We start from the raw sequence: 18,620 nt of genomic DNA, 5'->3' as shown, positions 1-18,620 counted from the left end.
AAATAAAAGTAGAACCAGTCCTGAAGGTCACGAAGGAAACTAAAATTAAGCAGAAAGTGGACGGTGAAGAGAAGTGAGCTGGATACCAACTTATCATGAGCGTAATCTTAATCATCTAAAAGATTTAGGACCGAATACAAAAGTAAAAGCGAACCAGTGGTATCAGTGGTGCATTGATAATAAAGTGGATGTATTAATTTATGAAACAATTCGCACGGTTGCGACTCAAAAAACAAATGTGGATCAAGGCATCAGTCAAACAATGAAGTCTTATCACCTTGTTGGACAAGCACTCGATTTCGTGCCGATCGTGAACGGAAAAGCAGACTGGAACGGCTACAAAAAACATCCATTTCTGACGGCGATTGAGCAGGCTGAACAGCTCGGATTTGAAAGTGGACACAGATGGGGATGGGATAGTCCGCATCTTCAATATAACTATAAAGGTTACGGAACGGACAAAACGCTTGATGCTATACAAGCAAAAATAAATGTCGTGAGTACACCGAAAAACTATCTTGAAAAAGACGACAGTGGCACGTCTGTAAAAGAGCTACAAGTATTGTTGCGATCAGCAGGATATAACATTATGGCAGACGGTGATTTTGGACCGGCAACGGAGGCAGCGGTTAAGTCATATCAAAAAGCAAATGGACTTACTGTGGACGGCATTGCCGGAACAAAGACGTTAACAAAATTAAAATCTGAAGAATCAAAAAAGGGGGAAGCAGAATTGAATGCAGACTATAAAAAGGATGCAGCACCTTCACCGCGATTCGCGGAAGCGCAGAAGTGGGTGAAAGAAAACGGTATTAGCGATGGAACATATCCGCAACGGCCTGTGACAAGAGAAGAAGTGTGGTCTATGCTGTATCGAATGAGCAAAGCGAAATAAAAATGAAAAAACCCCAACGCAAATGAATTGTACCTCCAATTGTTAGTTGTGTGTCTAACAATTGGGGTGCAGCAGTTCATTTGAGGGGTTTTTATGTATATCAAAAAAACATATTTTTAGCTTGCCCATCTAATTTCGAAAAAAATTTTTAATTAGAAAATCTTTCGAATGGCGCGGGGAATGGATTGGCAGGGAAGTCCGGCACGAGTTAAAATACGAGAGAACGAATTGAACAAGGTTAACATTGGCATAAAGTTGCTATCATTCCAACATAAAACTAAAATTTATGGTTCGATAGTATAAATAATGATGATGAGATAATTTATCCCACATTAACGGGCAGTAAGACACCCGCTTCAAGACTTCGAAAAGAAAAGAAGGATAAGCGGGGAATCCACTGCCCATAAAAGCCTGATTGGTTCGGGCCGGCTGAAGCCGGTCACTCACATATTGCCGCAGGACGCGGTGCTCTTTATCTGAGTTCTTTTTTATTTTGGGGGATGAGCGGAAGGCAGACTAAGATCGTCACGTCCTGTGACAACGTCTGCCTGATTCACATCCTGTGAACCTAACCCCCACTGAATGAAGTTTCACTTTATTTTAAGTTTTCTAAAACTTGATTAATTATTTCACTGGGTTTGCTGTTATTTAGGTTCTTGTAAATGCAGCTTGCCGGCTTTTCTCGTAAGGTTTCAGCAAAAGCGATTGCTAACTCGGTTTCACCCGCTACGTGGATCTCTATCCATCCTCTTTCTTTCTTTAATCGTTCTACGTTCGTACCCATGCCTTTAAAGAACCTTTTCAAATTTTCTTTAAGCCGGGACTCTAAAAAGTCTACTTTACTGCTCCCTATTACATGTCGGCCATCGGCATCCATGTTTTTCTTTTCTCCCCATTCTTCAAGGTTCGGATCGAATCTGTAAAAAAAATCTTCTTTGACCAATCCCATTGCTGTATCCAATATTCGAACTTCCCCGAAGCTTGGTAAAATGATTCCTGCTTCTGGATATGCTTTGTGCATATATTCTAATTCTTCTAGCACCGGATGATCTTCCCAATGGAAGCTTGATTTAACAGGAACTTGCACATAGTGAACGGACCATAATTCCGGGTTCTTTGAAGCGAAAATGACGACTCCTTTGTGCAAATCATCCTTATTATTATCGATTTCATTTAATACTTTTTTCTTCATTTCTTTAAATAATTTTAATTCATTTTCATTTTTTGAATCTGTTAAATATTTATCTAAATCCTTTAGACCGTTCTTTAAATGAATTTGCCATGCACCGTTTAGCTGATCTGGATCACCTGGGTTGGTGTTTAAATAAACACTCAATACGCCACGTTCGCCACTGTGATATTGTTTTAAGACTTGGAGTTCTTTGCTTAGAGTCATCAATTTAGTTTACCTCCTCAAATTTTTCTGCGTTATTAGCATGCCCTTCGAGTGCCGAGTATAAAACTAAATCTTAGTCAATGGGAATCTGTATTTTTAAGGTATTAATTGTAATAAAAGTGATTATTTAACTAAATAAATGAATGGATTCTAGAAGTGGGAATGCTACAGGGACCTTTTTAAAAAAACGGAGGCTAGTTAAATTTGTGGAACTCTCTTTTTCAATGAATAGTATGTCTTAAATATAGAAATGATATTCATTGAAAGGTGGGATATGAATTGGACGTTACAGAAGTAATTATTAGAATTTTATTATCATTCATTCTCTTATTATGTCTAACTAGACTTATGGAAAGAAAAGAAATTGCACAAATGACTTTTTTCAACTTTGCATCTGCTATTACCATCGGTTCTATAGCTGGAAACCTTGTATTCAATTCACAATTAAGCATTCGTAATGGTGTCATTTCACTAATTGGATGGGGATTACTTACCTTTTTCACGGGATGGGTTGTGATTAAATCTAAAAAAGCACGAAAAGTCATTGATGGAGAGCCATTAATCATCATAAAAAACGGTAAGATTATGGAAAAATCACTTCGTAAAGCTAGTTTAGATTTAGATACTCTAAATGCTTTGCTAAGAGAAAAAAATATATTTTCAATCAGAGATGTGGAGTATGCTATTTTCGAAATAAATGGAAAAATTTCGGTTGTGAAAAAAGATCAAAAACAGTTTGTAACAAAAGGTGATTTGAATATTGAAAATATTCATAAGGCTATTCTCCCTACAATAACTGAAGTTGTATCAGATGGCATTATTAATACACGCAACTTACTGAAACTGAACCTAGACACAGCCTGGCTGAAACGGCAATTACAACAGGATGGAGTAAAAACGGTTTCAGATATCTTTTATGCAGAATTTCAATCAGATGGTACTCTTTTTATAGACTATAAAGATGATCATCGTAAATAAAGAAAATGAGCTGTACTCCGAATCATGAAGAGTTAAAAAAGTCTCTATTTGGGGTATAGTTCACATTTAAAAATAGAGTAGAGTAAATACTTATTTCTCCCTGTCAAAAATCGAATAAAGCGAGTACATAAAAAGTGCCTTCATAAATACAGTCATGTGCATATAGAGTAGAACAATGGAAGCTTGCTTCGAATTGCTCTTTTTTAAAGGTAGTTATCCGCCACCTAAATTTAAGCGGGATTCGTTGCAATTTATTTTAGAGTTTGCTAATATTTAGATATAAAACATTTAGATATCTAAATATATGGTTAGAAAGAGGTGGTTTGTACGAGATGACAAGGGAAAGTTGGAATTGATGGATAAGTGATGCAAACTTCTTATGCCGTTGCTAAAGAAGCAATTAGAGGGATTTCCCCTGATTCAGCGAAAGAATTAGGGGCTGGACGGAATTAAAGTAATGTGAACTTGATTTCGACAATTACACTAACACCTGTCGTAGAACAATGGCGTCAGAATGATCCAAAATTATATGAAGCAATGATTAGTAAAATTCCACTTCGTTGTCTAGGTGATCCAGAACAGGATATTGGTAAAGAAGCTGTCATCTTAAGTGAGCAGTGATTCTGATTATATTACTGGGCAAACAATGATGGTTGATGGTGAAACAATTAAATTACGTTAAGGAGGTATTCTACATGGGGAGAATACATAATAAAGTTGCTATTATTACAGGCGGAGCATCAGGTATCGGTGAACGCATGGTTGATCTATTCAGCAAAGAAGGAGCAATCGTCATTGCTGCCGATATTAACGAAGAAGCACTTGAAAAGGCCAGCCAAAAAGAAAATGTATACGGGATGAAGTTAAATGTTGCTTCAGAGGAAGAGTGGAAAGAATTAGTCAAAGAAGTAAAAGATCGCTTCGGAAGAATTGATATTCTCGTAAATAACGCAGGGATTTCATCAGAAAAACCATATCAGGAAATTAATATTGATGACTGGGGCAAAATGTTGTCTATTAATGGGTTTGGTCCATTTGCTGGTATGAAACATGTTGCTCCTTATATGACAGAACAAAAGAAAGGTTCTATCATTAACATCTCTTCTTATACTGCTCAAATCGGTCAAGGCTTTAATCATTATTCAGCGTCTAAAGGTGCTGTTCGTGCTGTATCTAAAGCAGCCGCAACAACTTTTGGCCGTCAGGGCGTACGTGTAAACACATTATTCCCTGGAATTATCGAAACGCCAATGACAAAATCATTAGAAGATTCAAAAGAACTTCTTGGTCGTTTAGTTCAAGCAACACCACTTCAGCGATTAGGTCAACCTGAAGATATTGCAAATGCGGCGTTATTCTTAGCCTCTGATGAATCGTCATTTATCACGGGTGCAGAATTAGTTATTGACGGCGGATTTTCTGCTCAATAAAATAGTCTATACACAGTGAGAGCCCCTAAGCACTAAGGGGCTTTTTTATTAGAGAAAGCAGGTATGTTGACATATGAAAGAAAAAACGATCTTTGAACTTATTCATTCTATGGACCAGGTCACCAATCATTTAATTATTCAATGGAATAAAATGTTCAATGAAAGCCTAGGGATCTCCCATATACTTGTTCTTGCCCACCTCAAGGAAAACGGAAAAAGCCGCCCATCAGATATAGCGAGGGCTTTAGGATTAACACCTCCTACTTTAACTCATTTATCAGAAAAACTCGTACAGAAAAAGTTAGCCACTCGGCTTGTCGACGATAACGATCGCAGAATTATTTATTTAACGATTACAGACAAAGGGCTCGATTTGATCAAGAAAGCACAAGAAGAAGGAAAGACACTCCGTAAAAATTTGTTTGAAAAGTTAACAGACGAGGAACGGCAACAATTATTATCCATTTATGGGAAGCTAAATGATTCCATTAGGAAGTAAGTTTTTTCTTTTCTCAATTTTTCAAATGCTATAGGATAAGCCGGATTCTTATCGAATGTCACGACACGATGCTCAGAATGATGAAAAGACTGCAAAGCTTTCTCGAAGAACCATTTTACAGACTTTTGCTTTCTTGTTTTACTTTTATATATGTTTCATCGATTCTCCATTTTTTAGAATAAAACCAAAGTAACATATTTGAAAACAGACTGTCTTGAAAATCAATTGGAAGGATATGATAGTCGTAAGATACATTAAATTAGGGAGCCGTGTATATGAGAAGACAAGATAAGCGGAAAAGAAAAAGAAGCAAAAGTAGCTTTTTATTAAGATTCTTTTTGATTGTGCTGTTGGTCGGGGCGGGTATTACATTTATGTTCTATCAGTTCGTCGAACATACGTTGAGCGGTGAAGACCTTTATTCAGACAAACGGATGGATGGTGTGTCATTCCAGGATAAAGAAGGGTTTACAGTTCTTTTGCTTGGCGTGGATGAGCAGGAAGGGGACATAGGCCGTTCCGATACGATGCTGTTTATGTCCGTGAACAGAGGAGACAACAAGACGAAAATACTAAGCATTCCCCGGGATACGCGTGTAGAGATTGCCGGAAAAGGCACGAAAGATAAAATTAATCATGCCTATGCATTTGGTGGTGTGAAAATGGCAGCGAAAACGGTTGAAAACTTTTTTGATGTTCCGGTAGATTGTTATGTAGAAATAAATATGAAAGGCCTGCAGGAAATTGTAGATGCTGTCGGTGGTGTGGAAGTACAAAATGATTTTGCTTTTTCATATGGCGGCGATGATTTTGCTGAAGGGCGCATTACATTAAGCGGATCTGAAGCATTGAACTACACGCGGATGAGGAAGGAAGATCCAAACGGCGACTTTGGCAGACAGGCTCGGCAGCGTCAAGTCATTGAAAGTATTTTAAATAAAGGGAATGACCTGGGAATGGTATTCAGATTTACAGATATGATGAAGGCGATTCGTGACAATGTACAAACGAACTTGTCATTCGGAGATGTGATCGCTATTTATGCATCAACGCGTAATAACATTGAATCCCTCACAATTGACGGCAATGATGAAAGAATCGATGGCGTTTACTACTATGTAGTGGATGATGAAGAAGTATCACGTGTATCAGATGAATTTAAAGAAGATTTGAATTTGAAATAAAGAATCAGGCTAAAAGAGCTGATTCTTTATTCGGTTACTTAGGTATTGCCGCAGGATGCGGCGCTCTTTACCTGAGTTCCTGTTTATTTAGTGGAGGACAAGCAAAACGAAGACTAAGATCGTCACGTCCTGTGACAACGTCTGCATGATTCACATCGTGTGAACCTTACCCCTACTGAATGAAGTATCACTTTAGCTTTAATGACATCAGTGTACAAATGTCTTTAAAACCAAGTTGTTCGTATAAAAGTTTTGCTGGATTACCGGTGAATACATGTAGCTGCACTTGTTGATAGCCTTGCTGTTTTAATTCAGTAAGGGCATAATTTATTAATTTCCTTCCAATCCCTGAAGACCGGTATTGAGGACTTACGTATAGGCTGAATATGCCTGCCGTTTGAACAGGTTTTAGCGTACTAAAATCCTGGCCAATTAAAATCCACCCTTTTATCAGGTTATGTTCCTGCGCAATAAGATAATATGCTCCGCTCTTTAATAAAAGATCAAACATATTTGCAGACGCCTGATTGTCATTTTGTGCAAAGCCTACTGTGCTTTCTTCCACGGTTTTCCCCATCTGTTGAAACAGTCGAGCTTCTTCCATTTCATTTGCTTTCCTAATAATAAGCAATAGACACACCTCGTTATCAAATTAAAGAAGTAAGATAGTATATGTGTAGTTGTAAATAAAGGTTTGATAAATGAATTTACCCCAGTCAATATATGGATTTTTTCATATAATAAAAATATAAGTAATATAAGTAGCAAAATGGTCACTTGCGAGATTTTACCTAATACCTTTTAAAAGAAGGGAGGTGATGAAGAATGCCGTTTTATCCTCCAAATCCCGGTCCTAGACCATACCGGCCTTATCCTGGACAAATGTCCCGCCGGCCTGGGTATTATTCGCCCGGTCTATATCCTAGACAGCGCCAAGCCGGGTATAACGGGCAACAATCTCCTAGTATGTGGAATAATCTAAATCAGGTTATGACACATGTAGGGCATGTATCAAATGGAATCAATATGTTAAGACAGGCGGGTTCTTTCATTTCATTCTTTAATAATGGTAGATGATATAAAACAAGGACATCCTTGACTCCAAGGAATGTCCTTGTTTAGTCTGTAGACAAATTCTTTATTTTGAAGGCGGTGTCTGGAGGATCACCAAAGTCAAATGGACGTTATCTGGCTGAATCAGCTCCTGCCGAACGATCTTTTTGAAAGTCTATTAGAAACTTGTAACACAAAAGGGATAATCAAATTATTATAGGAAGGAAGAGGTGCAAGGGGAAAATTAGTTAAGTACCGTTTTCTTTTATTTATCAATAAGTTAACGTTTTCAGCAGTACTTTGATAGAATGTGATTTTAAACCAACACTTTTGGATTGGTGATTACAAATAGGACACATATCGATCAAATGAAATCGAACTTTCGTTATGTTGAACGACGGCATCTTGATATTTATGAATCGAATAAACTTGTTGTGACATTGAAAGTTCTGCCAAATGTTTAAAAGATGGTCTTGTAATTAAATTTGTCAGATAAGCTGATTGATTTGTCTCCGGCTTTCTCCTTCGATTTAGAGCATGAATCATTTGTTCAGCTGTCTTTATTCCTGTCCCATGTCCAAAATACGTACCATCTCCCAGAACGACGGCATTTTCTCCTCTCCATTGAGGGGTTTGCGGATCGAAGTCCGGATTTTTAAAATATACGACATCCCCAGGCAAAAAGTGGCCTGTATAATTTGATGTTAATCCAAGGTCAGGATCAACATGCCAGCCGTATAAATAGATATTTTGAAATAATTGATTAAATAAGGATTCGCTAATAAGGTTTAGGAGCGCATGGTAATAGATAATGACTTTTGCCGTTGCGCATTCAAATCCATATTGTGAACTGTTCATGTAGATATCATAAATCGCGTCTGACGGTTTTACATCATGTCGCAACAGGAATCCGCCGGAACTTGTCAAATGCCAGTATCGAGGATTACAATAGGATTTTGCAAATACTTCAAACCGCATATTGCTTTGATTCATAGCTCTTGCACTTAATATGATATTTTTTCGTAACATAAGCTCAAATGATAATTCATCTATGGATTGATACGAGTAAACGATTGTATCTTCATTCATTTGTTGAATGATCATACTTTCAATGCTACCAGACGGCCACATGTTACTTTGCTGAAAGGGCATTCCCAATAGTTGAATCATAATATACCTCTTTCCGAGTTCGAGTATTAATTTATATTATTACCTAGCATATTCAAGTATCGTTTTAATGTGTAATTTTCGATCATGAAATATCTGAAGGGTTTAGAAATACATTTAAAGGTTGAAAAGATTTAAATCGCTATAATGAATCATAATGTTTTCTGCAAATCCGATGTAAGAACGGGTTACTTTACATAATCTGTAATGCAGTGCTTGTGTTACATGAAAGGCTATGGAACAGGTATGTAAAAAATTCAAGCAAATTTTTCACTTATGCCAGCAGCTCCGTTTTTCTCAATGATCTTTAATGAATTGAAAAGTTTGATCATAACGCATATAAAGTGAATAAAAAGTCTAAAAGGGAGGGCATAAATGTCTCGATTATCTTCATTTCAAGCATGGCTAAATAAACAATGTAAAAAAAACAGGAGAGTGTTGCTTGCGACCATTATAGAGACAGAGGAAACGGCTTTGTGAGAGGGAAAAGGACGTTTGTTTATATTCAAAAATAATTTACAGGTTGCTGATCCTAGCAATGATGAACTCAATTGAACTGTGAAAACGTTAGCATATAACAAATTAAAAGAAAAAACTTATAAGTTGGCTTAAAGTGTAACGCCCGTTTTAAAAAACATCTTGAGTGATGCTTAAGTTAAATGGTCAATACAAAGATACCCTATATCCAATAGGGCCTTTCCTTATTTACTTGTTTTTTAAGTTTTTCAACTTCAGTTGTTAAATAGTGGATTTGTTTTTGCATATTTTTATAATCGTCTTTATCACTTTGTGCTTGACGTTCTTCTTGTCTTTCTTCTTCTAATGCAAGCATCGCTGCCAGAGTGGCTAAGGCGTCACCAAATGTAGTGACTGCAGTCGCAATTACAGCAAGCTTAGCGGCTTGACTTTCTGTTTGGGGGTTTTGGCTACTTTGATCAAAGTTTTTATTATTATTCAAGTGCTTCGCCTCCAGTATTTAATACCATCTTCCATTTATTTTATGCTTCAAGCACTTTTGAATGAAAGAATATTATATGTTCACCTGCGCAGTTCGAAATTGCTGATCAGCAGACATATAATGACGAGTGACAGTGTTTATTTCTTTACTGTGTAATGTAATTCAATAAATTGATTAAAAGATCTAGCACCTTTCAAAGAAAGGTCTAATTGATAATGGCCTGCTTTAAATAATGGAATTCCATCTCCAATTATAGTTGGAGCAACCGTCAAAATAAGTTCATCGACTAATTTTTCTTTTAAGAATGTATGTAATAAGTCACCACCACCAACAATCCATATATTTTTACCATCCTCATTTTTCAGGCTAGTAGTAAAATGAACAATGTCTTCATTTACAAATGTAACATGGTCCTTATCTCCTATGGTTGATCTAGAAAATACGTAACAACCTTTATTTTGATAAGGGAATAGCCCTTTTTCGTGTTTCATTATCCAATCATACGTTCTTTTTCCGAGTAAGATTGTATCTATCGTTTCAAGAAATTCCGAATAGCCATTATCTCCTTCACCCTCAACTTTAAATAACCAATCTAAAGAGTCTTCTTTTGTTGCGATATATCCATCCAAGCTTTGGGCAATAAACAATACTATCTTTCGTTGGTTTCTCATGATATGCCTCCTTTTCGCAATACACATAAGATTGTGTGTTCTCTATCATTGTTACCTTTCCTCGTTAGTTTAAGTATATTACTTCACAGTCTCAATAAAGTAAAGCCTATTGAGGCACAATTATAGTCCTTTTCAAGAAGGGGTGAAGGGGTAGTTCATAGTCTTAAATAAAAAAGTTCAGCACCCCAAATCATTTTGTTAAATGGGATGGAAAATAGTCTTTTTCCAGATGAGCATCGTTTAGCTAAAGAATTTTACGACCCATCAGAATATTTTTAGATAGTCATGAAAAGTTAAAAAACAAGGGTGGAAATACGTTTCATGCTGACAAAGAATTTGATGTCAAACGGAAGCGATAGTAGGTTATCCGGCAGATGCTAAAATATATGAACAGGATAAACGTGTAGGTAGGACAAAGGTTAACTACATATCTGAATGAATTGTATTTCAAAATCCTTTAAATCTTAATACAACATAAATGTAATTATGTTGTATTGGAAATGCCTCAGATTTTAAAGATTCGGCGCGTTTTTTACAGACTTTGGTCTTGAACTAATGGGTGTATTAGTTCAAGAAACTATAAAAAAAGACTGCGATTAAAATCGGTCATTTTTTCGGATGAAAATCAATAATAAAATGTACAACAACTTTATAAATCATAAAAAAGGATATTAAATGTTTGTACAGAATACATAAAAAAATGAAAACAGAATAGTGAGGGAGAGCTCAGGAGAATACTTTTCATCGTAGAGAGTATATACAGAATAGGAATTTAAGTACGTATTTTCCAGTAAAGGGAGAAATCTCATGAATAAATTAGTAAATGACAATCTGCATGAAACGAGAAATAACCTAGTAAAAGAGATTACTTTATTAAGTGATGCTCAATTTAATAGTAAGCTTGATATGAATAAGTGGAGTATAGCACAAATTTGCCATCACTTAGTCTTAGTGGAAGAGGCCTCTATCAAGGCTATTGCATGGGGATTAAAAGAGATTGATCGTACTCAAAAAGAACGTAAAAAAGTTCAACTTGTATTATTGGATAGAACGAAAAAGATGAAAGCTCCAAAAATTGTTGAACCAGATATAGAACCATTTGAAGTTCAGCAAATAATTGATTTGTTAAACGATTCGAGACAAAAATTGATGATTTTTCTTAATACTATAGAAGATAAATCCATATTGGTAGAAAAATCAGTGAAGCATCCTGCTTTTGGTGAATTACCTCTTGATCAATGGATTGAACAGATATATGTGCATGAACAGCGACACATAGAACAAATAAAAGAGGTGAAATTACATTTAGATGCGAGGCACTAAACTGATGGTTACAAACGGATACTTATTTAAGTAAAGGGTCATTAGCATAACAAAAAAGAGATTTTAACATTGAGAAATATTATACTTAAAGTACCAGATGCTTATATCGAGTAACGAAAAAGCCCAATTTCTCATTATTAACATTGAGAAATTGGGCTTTTTATATTGTGAGATTTCCTTAACGTTGTAAATCCGCATTTTTCTGACGTTACCCCGTCACCACCGAGTTGAAATTTTATTGTAAAAGATTCTTCACTCGGTTAACATACGGTTTTTTATCATAGGAAAAATACAAATGACTCGAAAGTTTAATAGGATCACCAAAGAAAAACCGTTCATAGAGCGTTTCGCGTGTACCAAATGAGCTCATCGTTAAATCCCAGGCTAAACGGAAAAGTTTAACGCGATCCTCTGCATTTCTGGATTTAGCTTGCAAGTATTGATCTAAGTCTTTTCTAATACTGGATTGAAATGTCTTTTCTGTTGGAATCGTCATCAATCCACTTGCACTTAACAGCTGAATGATTTCAGTAAACCTAGGGTAAACTTGTGGAAATAAATTGATGGCGATTTGCAATGTTATTTGATCTGGTCGCATAAATCCCCATTCATCGATTTCGGCTTCAAACTCTGATTTAATTACCAAGGCTTTCATCGTTTCTAAAGCGACAATAATTTCAGAAGCTTTTTCCTGAACATGCTGGTATTCCGAGATATTAATTGTGTCGATGATGGACTGGACAATACCTAAAACAAACTCTGTTTTAATAATCTGTCTAGAGACAGCTTGATGCAATGTAAAAGGTAAAAACGAACTAGAAGTCATTAAGCTATTTGATACTTCTATGTTGTCATAATAAAAAACGCGTTCCCATGGAACCAATACACGGTCGAAAATAACAATTGTATCCATTTCCTCAAACCGCGAACTTAATGGATAGTTGAATGAAGAGTCTCCTTCAACAAATGAATCTCTACAAACAAATGTAAGGCCTTTACTATTACTAGGGATAGAAAAAGCAAAACCTTTCGCTTTATCCAGAATACCACCTGCTGAAAAAACCATTATTTCATCTGTTATTCCACCCTGTGTTGCCAGTAGCCGTGCACCTTTTACGATGATCCCCATTTCGTTCTTCTCTATCACTTTTGCTGCAATAGGTTCATCGGTATCTTCAAAATAAAATTTTGTTCGATTTACTTGTGGATCAATAAATGTATGTGTCATAGATACGTCATTTTCACGTGCATATTCATAGAACTTTGTTATATTTTCGGGAAAACAATTTTCTTTGCCCTTTAAAAAATTCACAGATGAAGCAAACGCCATTAACACTGTATTCATATAGTCTGGACTTCTTCCCATCATTCCATTGTTTGATATAGCCCATTGTTGGATCATGGCTCGTCTTTTTGCAAGATCATCTCTTGTTTTCGGCTGCAAATAAGACATACCGACGCAGTCTCCAGTTGATGGCGATGGATAGGTCATGGCATCTTTAAGTGATTTATTATGCTGCAAGTCATATAACGCTGCTTGACTTTTCATTACTCCTTTGAATGAAGGATGTTCGGAAATGTTGCCTGTTACAAGAGCTCCATCTATCCATACACTTGTTTTGAGCCGATCAATCCGTTCAATGTAATCATTACCAGTTATGGCGGGCATACGCACACTCCTAAAAGTTAGTTACTTGTTTTTATAATGGACGTATAGAAACAGTTCATTTATTTCTTTAGTCATATCATATTAGTATGTCTTTTTATTTATTACTATTAGTGTTTTGCTCCTGTTACATAGATAGTAATAAAGTGAAACTTCATTTTCCTTGAACAGATTAGTGTCCCAGAATCCTTTTTAAATTCACGCCTGAACCCTGAAAAAACACAGCTCGTGATCGGCTATGTAAAAGAGACGGGCCATTTAGATGAATCGATCATGATTAACCGAGAAACGAAGACTATAGACGCTATGTCGTGGCGTAACAATTGAAAATGGATGTTTTGTCCTTTGTCCCTGTGGCGTACGAAAAAATAAGCGTAGAAAGCATATAAAAAAGCGTGTAAAATCCCGATTTATCTCAGAAGTAAAGAGATAACATCGGGAGTTATTTTCTAGTAAAGAACCCACGTAGTTGAAGAAGAAATTCAACTCTTTTCCAACCATAATATAAAGACATCAGAAGATAGGCTGCGAAAATAGAAGAGAGTTCATATGCTTAAACTTTCATGATTATTTGTTACACAGGGGACATAATACAAAAAACATTTTCATTTAGAAAAGTTTTTTGTATACAATCGCGGCTTAGAAAGCTTATGATTTTTGTGAGATGTACGAGGTACTGCATTGTCTTGTTTTTCTACAAGAGATGAACAGTCATCCGGAAAATCGTACGGGATAAATTGCTTAAAGTTTTCAGCAAAGAAATTAGTATCTCGGTATTCTCTATAGGGGGTATCGATAGGTTTCCCATCTTTATTACGCTGTGATTTCAAGTGATTCACTATCACATTTCCAATATATCGTCCTAATTTGAGCCCTTCGTTATTATCGATTGGAAAATGAACACCCGCATATAAACGGCTGACGGCATCTTCTTCAGAAAATTTTTGTAGTTTATATTCCTCCTTTGGGAAGAAATAACTTAAAATAATTTCTGAACAGCCCGACATGCTGGCGTGACCTGAAGGATAGGTGGGAAATCGTGGAGTACATAGTATCGTTTTCATTTTGTGGTCGTATTGATTTGGTCTAGCTGCATCCCACTTGTATTTTAAATCCCAAACGACAATCATGGTGTCGTTTACAGCGGCTTGCACTGTTGCTATTATTCGCGCAGCATGAACTGGGCTGACTCCATATGAATCAATTAAACGGTCAATGACAGGAGTCCACTGTTTTGTGGGAACGCCTGTTCCATAAAATGTGCCGATTTTTTTTTGAATTGGAGTAAGGTTTCTGAGTGTACGTTGAACAATCTTTAATTCTTTATCAAAGTCAATATGATCTGGATGTGTAATTGGCAGCCGTAATTTCAGTCCATTCGGACCAATAAAGTCACCATCTTTGTCTCTTTTTAAATATGCTAAGGACCAACCTCCCGCAGAGGGTGTAACAGGATTAGTTGGTGGTGTCGATTCTCCTGCATACGCGACCTCGGACCATCGTAAATAATTATTATCCATTCTTTCACCTCCACACTTTTATCATTCATTTTATGAAAGCGATTGAGAATGTGACTTTGTTTTTCTAGATCAACGTATAATATTACAGGTTTCCGGAACGAATCATCCTACTTCGGTGCGACAGTTCTCCTCTTTTATCCGCTATTAAATCTGAAAGAAAGAGAATCTCAACCAAACATGTAAAAGAAGCAAAAAATAAAGTGAAACTTCATTCAGTGAGGATTAGGTTCACAGGATGTGAATCATGCAGACGTTGTCACAGGACGTGACGATCTTAGTCTGCGTTCCGCTATCCCCCACTGAATAAACAGGAACTCAGGTAAAGGGCGCCGCTTCCTGCGGCAATACGTGAGTGACCAGGCTCAGCCTGGCATGAACTAATCGGGCTTTTATGGACAGTTGCTCCCCCGTTTACCCTTCTTTTCTTTTCGAAGTCTTGAAACGGGGGTCTTACTGTCCGTTAATGCAGGATAAATGTGGATCTAAGTCAATATCATGGACACAAATAAGTTAACTTTTCATGCAGATTGATGGAATTAATCTTCAATTTCTTACAGTGTTTGAAACTTTAATTGGCCGTGAATACGCCGGTGATTATACCAACCTTCCATAAACTGAAACAAGGCTGCGTTCGCTAATTCGAAATGTAAGTAGCTTAGTGATTGGACGTAAATAATAAAGAAACCCAGTTAATCTTCTCATGTGAAGGTAGCTGGGTTTTAAAGTTGATTGTGCAAAATAGCACCTAAAATGAGCACGAATATCTTCTAAAGTGACACCATGTAAACATAATTGTAAGTAAAATAGAAAATCAACAACATACGCTAACAGGGCCAAAACGATAAAAGAAATAATAGAGAGACTTTTTTCAAGGCTTTATTAGATTTTAACCTATATACTCATACAGCATCTTTTTTTGAAGCTGTTATTGGTTTGACACGGATCTAAAAGTCTTGCTTCATTGCAAGTTGATGGAACAATTGTTTGTTCTGTACGTAAGCACTTTTATAAAGCTCGTACATTTCATTGTAAAATCCGGCCACTGCTGGATCTGGACGAACAGGTTCAGGGTTTATTCTAATAATCGTTTCACAAGCACTTTGAATGGAATCATATTTTCCAATGCCAACTCCCGCTGTAATAGCAGCACCCGTACAAGCCTGTTCTAACTGGTTTACTTTGTAAATTTCTTTATTTAAAATATTGGCTTGAATGTTCAGCCATATATCGCTTCTTGCACCTCCGCCTGAAGCAATAAATGTGTCCATTTTTATATTTAAAGAATGAAACATTTCTACTGAGTCCTTTAAAGCAAAAACAACACCTTCCATAACAGAACGAATAAGATGTGCTTTGCTATGATTTAACGTTAAGCCTAAAAAAGTGCCTCTTGCTGAATCATCCATGTGAGGCGTTCTTTCTCCGGATAGGTAAGGGAGAAACAGCAACCCTTCACTGCCGGGGGTAACTTGCTTGGCCAATTCGTTAATTTCCGCGTAAGAAAGGTTACTTAATATTTTTTTATTAAGCCAGCTGAGCGACAAACCAGCAGCTAAATTCGCTCCCATGATACTCCATGTCCCCGGCACTGCATGGCAAAATGTGTGAGTTCTCATTTCAGTCTCACAAATAGGTTCTGGAATAATAGAAAAGGTTTGACCGCCAGTGCCAATCGTCAAAGATACTTGGCCCGGTTTCACGATACCGTTGCCGATGGATTGCATAGACTGATCACCGCCGCCGTAAACAACAGGCGTCCCAGGCGCCAACCCTGTTTCTTCAGCGGCTTTTACGGTAACTTGACCGGCAATATCAATCGATTCATGTACCTCCGGATAAAAATCAGGATTCAATCCTACTTTTTTGATTAAATCAAAAGCCCACTTTCTATTTTGAATATCAAACGCTAATGTAGCTGAAGCGTCTGTAAAATCTGTGCCGCATTCTCCTGTCAGTTTTAAACGGATATAATCTTTCGGCAATAGCACTTTATTTATTTTTTCATAAACAAATGGTTCGTTCTTTTTAATCCATAACAACGATGGCAGTTGAAAGCCTGTGAATATAGAATTCATTACTATTTTTTTGACCGTTTCTCTTCCAATGATCGAATAGATTTCCGCTGCTTCTTTTCTAGAACGCTGATCCGACCAAATAATTGCTGGACGTATAGGAAGAAGATTTTGGTCTATCATGACCAACCCATGCATTTGACCTGAAAAACCGATTCCGTTAATTTTTTTAGAATGTATACCCGTTTCATTTAAGACCTGTTTAATCGTCCTTACAACTGCTTCCCACCAGAAGTTAGGGTCTTGTTCCGCATAACCGCTTTTTTCGATCATCATCTCATAGCTTTGTTGAGCAGTCCCTTTTATGGAGCCGTTTTCGTCCATAATAACCGTTTTTACACTTGAGGTTCCTAAATCAATGCCCATTAAATAACTCATTTCCCATTCCTCCAACCAATTAAAAAAGGGGCTCAGACACCGCCCTGATGATTATGAATAATTTTCCGTAAAAACGAAAAAAAGAGACGCCTTCTTGTAAAATGTAAGTACGACCAAACATTTACGAGAAGAGAGATCCCTTATGAAACAGAATACCATGTTCCCGAGCTTGATTCAAAAGTTTATCGCAGATTAACGGGCAGTAAGACCCGCACTTCAAGTCTTAGAGAAATCGAAAAAGGATAAGTGGGGGATCAACTGCCCGTAAAGGCCCGATTGGTTCGGGCCGGCCGAAGCCGGTCACTCAGGCATTGCCGCAGGACGCGGCGTTCTTTACCTGAGTTCCTGTTTATTCAGCGGGGGAAGCGGAACGCAGACTAAGATCGTCACGTCCTGTTACAACGTCTGCATGATTCACATCCTGTGAACCTAACCCTCACTGAATGAAGTTTCACTTTATTTCTGATGAAGAACTGTAGCTATTGAGTGCATTAGTGTCTGAATCATGAGAAAACGCAGCAAGTTATCGACTATATAAAAAGGACAAGTACTTTAGATGAACTGATCACGATTAGCCGGGAGACCAAGCTCGGTAAAAACGGTGACAGACGCTATATCGTGGCTGGAAAAATGAAAATGTTTGTTGTCCCTGTGGCGTACGAAAAAAATAAGCGTAGAAAGTGTATAAAATCCCGAATTATCTAGGAAACAAAGAGATGTAATTGGGATTTGTCTTTTAAAATAACGTATCCGTTAGTCATTCATACAGTACAAAATCAGTACAGCACTACAGAGTATGAAAAGAGGACCTATCTTCTTTTTTTGCTTATCTTCCCTTATAATTGGATAAAACCGCAGATAAGGTTGTTGCACAGATATGACGAACATTGTGATAAATCCATATTCGAAAGAAAGCCAGCTAGTAGGGATTGTTCCAAAAGCTATTTGCGATTATTACTCAATTAAGTGTTCCAGCTATGAAGTCTACATGGCTCCCGGTATGGTTAAACATTTAAAAAAGCGAAAACATTGGGATGACTTTTTAAAATATTATCAAGATATTCCTAGATCGATAGCTAATCCAGATTATGCGGGTCAAAATCCAAAAGAACTTAATACAGTAGAACTGTACAAAGTGATGAAGGATCGCGTATTGATTGCAATAAAAATGAATCCAGAGACGGGTTTATTTTTGGGTTCTTTTTATATATTAGATAATGGCGAAAAGAAAATTGAAGGTCGATTGCGGACCGGCCGTATTTATCCGTTTTCTTATTTTTTAACGAAATAGTCGCATATGTCGTAAAAGGCCGTATTAGGCACATTTGTCACAAATATGTTTACTTTTCATTAAAATAGCGGTATTATTCAAGAGAAGCAAGAGTATATTAAAGCTACAAAAGATTTTTGAGGTGGGAAAGGTTCCCCAC

The 18,620-nt window shown here is 36.9% G+C and carries 16 protein-coding genes and 1 pseudogene; 8 read left to right on the top strand and 9 right to left on the bottom strand.

What is annotated here, in order from left to right; translation table 11 throughout:
• Positions 1-73: 73 nt before the first annotated feature.
• A complete protein-coding gene (locus tag BLL40_RS17625) occupies positions 74-895 on the top strand; it encodes a peptidoglycan-binding protein (protein WP_073711619.1) in 822 nt (273 codons plus the stop codon).
• Positions 896-1,490: 595 nt separating this feature from the next.
• On the opposite strand, the gene BLL40_RS09265 is transcribed toward BLL40_RS17625, so the two are convergent.
• Positions 1,491-2,291, bottom strand: a complete 801-nt coding sequence (locus BLL40_RS09265) for a VLRF1 family aeRF1-type release factor (protein WP_073711682.1) — start codon at positions 2,289-2,291, stop codon at positions 1,491-1,493.
• 279 nt (positions 2,292-2,570) lie between these two features.
• Here BLL40_RS09265 and BLL40_RS09260 point away from each other — a divergent pair, with 279 nt between their 5' ends.
• The 4 genes from BLL40_RS09260 (at position 2,571) to BLL40_RS09250 (ending at position 5,198) form a co-directional block, all read left to right on the top strand.
• Positions 2,571-3,269, top strand: a complete 699-nt coding sequence (locus tag BLL40_RS09260; protein WP_073711618.1) for a DUF421 domain-containing protein — start codon at positions 2,571-2,573, stop codon at positions 3,267-3,269.
• Between the two features lie 459 nt (positions 3,270-3,728).
• The gene (locus BLL40_RS17405; RefSeq protein ID WP_159434215.1) at positions 3,729-3,890 is read left to right on the top strand and encodes a hypothetical protein; all 162 of its coding nucleotides are present in this window, start codon (positions 3,729-3,731) and stop codon (positions 3,888-3,890) included.
• A 74-nt stretch (positions 3,891-3,964) separates the two neighbouring features.
• Positions 3,965-4,699: an SDR family NAD(P)-dependent oxidoreductase gene (locus BLL40_RS09255; RefSeq protein WP_073711617.1), complete on the top strand. Its 735-nt coding sequence runs from the start codon at positions 3,965-3,967 to the stop codon at positions 4,697-4,699.
• Between the two features lie 73 nt (positions 4,700-4,772).
• Positions 4,773-5,198 carry a MarR family winged helix-turn-helix transcriptional regulator gene (locus BLL40_RS09250; RefSeq protein WP_073711616.1) on the top strand — a complete coding sequence of 142 codons (426 nt, stop codon included), beginning with the start codon at positions 4,773-4,775 and terminating at the stop codon, positions 5,196-5,198.
• Here the strand turns inward: BLL40_RS09250 and BLL40_RS17790 are convergent.
• Positions 5,198-5,353 (bottom strand): annotated as a pseudogene (locus BLL40_RS17790) (IS6 family transposase); the annotation flags it as partial. The gene BLL40_RS09250 and the pseudogene BLL40_RS17790 sit on opposite strands and share 1 nt — an antisense overlap.
• Before the next feature lie 120 nt (positions 5,354-5,473).
• On the opposite strand from BLL40_RS17790, the gene BLL40_RS09245 reads away from it, so the two are divergent.
• Positions 5,474-6,382, top strand: a complete 909-nt coding sequence (locus BLL40_RS09245) for an LCP family glycopolymer transferase (RefSeq protein ID WP_073711615.1) — start codon at positions 5,474-5,476, stop codon at positions 6,380-6,382.
• A 187-nt stretch (positions 6,383-6,569) separates the two neighbouring features.
• Here the strand turns inward: BLL40_RS09245 and BLL40_RS09240 are convergent, their stop codons facing one another.
• The 4 genes from BLL40_RS09240 to BLL40_RS09220 all read right to left on the bottom strand — a co-directional run bounded on the left by BLL40_RS09240 (position 6,570) and on the right by BLL40_RS09220 (position 10,231).
• On the bottom strand, positions 6,570-7,013 hold the full coding sequence (locus tag BLL40_RS09240; protein WP_083566454.1) for a GNAT family N-acetyltransferase: 444 nt from the start codon (positions 7,011-7,013) through the stop codon (positions 6,570-6,572).
• A 764-nt stretch (positions 7,014-7,777) separates the two neighbouring features.
• Positions 7,778-8,605, bottom strand: coding sequence for a protein-glutamine gamma-glutamyltransferase (locus BLL40_RS09230; protein ID WP_073711613.1), 828 nt, complete (start codon positions 8,603-8,605; stop codon positions 7,778-7,780).
• A gap of 676 nt (positions 8,606-9,281) precedes the next feature.
• Positions 9,282-9,560 (bottom strand): hypothetical protein, encoded by a 279-nt coding sequence (locus tag BLL40_RS09225; RefSeq protein ID WP_073711612.1) that lies wholly within the window; start codon positions 9,558-9,560, stop codon positions 9,282-9,284.
• 137 nt (positions 9,561-9,697) lie between these two features.
• Positions 9,698-10,231: a dihydrofolate reductase family protein gene (locus BLL40_RS09220; protein WP_073711611.1), complete on the bottom strand. Its 534-nt coding sequence runs from the start codon at positions 10,229-10,231 to the stop codon at positions 9,698-9,700.
• Between the two features lie 807 nt (positions 10,232-11,038).
• On the opposite strand from BLL40_RS09220, the gene BLL40_RS09215 reads away from it, so the two are divergent.
• Positions 11,039-11,554 (top strand): DinB family protein, encoded by a 516-nt coding sequence (locus BLL40_RS09215; RefSeq protein ID WP_073711610.1) that lies wholly within the window; start codon positions 11,039-11,041, stop codon positions 11,552-11,554.
• Between the two features lie 235 nt (positions 11,555-11,789).
• Here the strand turns inward: BLL40_RS09215 and hpaB are convergent, their stop codons facing one another.
• From hpaB to xylB, 3 genes are all read right to left on the bottom strand, one after another.
• Positions 11,790-13,223, bottom strand: coding sequence for a 4-hydroxyphenylacetate 3-monooxygenase, oxygenase component (gene hpaB / locus BLL40_RS09210; protein WP_073711609.1), 1,434 nt, complete (start codon positions 13,221-13,223; stop codon positions 11,790-11,792).
• Positions 13,224-13,825: 602 nt separating this feature from the next.
• Positions 13,826-14,740, bottom strand: coding sequence for a vanadium-dependent haloperoxidase (locus BLL40_RS09205; protein ID WP_073711608.1), 915 nt, complete (start codon positions 14,738-14,740; stop codon positions 13,826-13,828).
• A 944-nt stretch (positions 14,741-15,684) separates the two neighbouring features.
• Positions 15,685-17,190 (bottom strand): xylulokinase, encoded by a 1,506-nt coding sequence (gene xylB / locus BLL40_RS09200; RefSeq protein ID WP_073711607.1) that lies wholly within the window; start codon positions 17,188-17,190, stop codon positions 15,685-15,687.
• Positions 17,191-18,067: 877 nt separating this feature from the next.
• Here xylB and BLL40_RS09195 point away from each other — a divergent pair.
• Positions 18,068-18,481, top strand: a complete 414-nt coding sequence (locus tag BLL40_RS09195; protein WP_073711606.1) for a PBECR3 domain-containing polyvalent protein — start codon at positions 18,068-18,070, stop codon at positions 18,479-18,481.
• Positions 18,482-18,620: the final 139 nt, after the last annotated feature.

Origin of the sequence: Domibacillus mangrovi (assembly GCF_001906925.1) — a bacterium.
In the GTDB taxonomy this organism is placed as follows: Bacteria; Bacillota; Bacilli; order Bacillales; family Domibacillaceae; genus Domibacillus; species Domibacillus mangrovi.
Note: the sequence above shows the minus strand (reverse complement) of the source record. Positions and strands in the feature narration are given on the sequence as shown.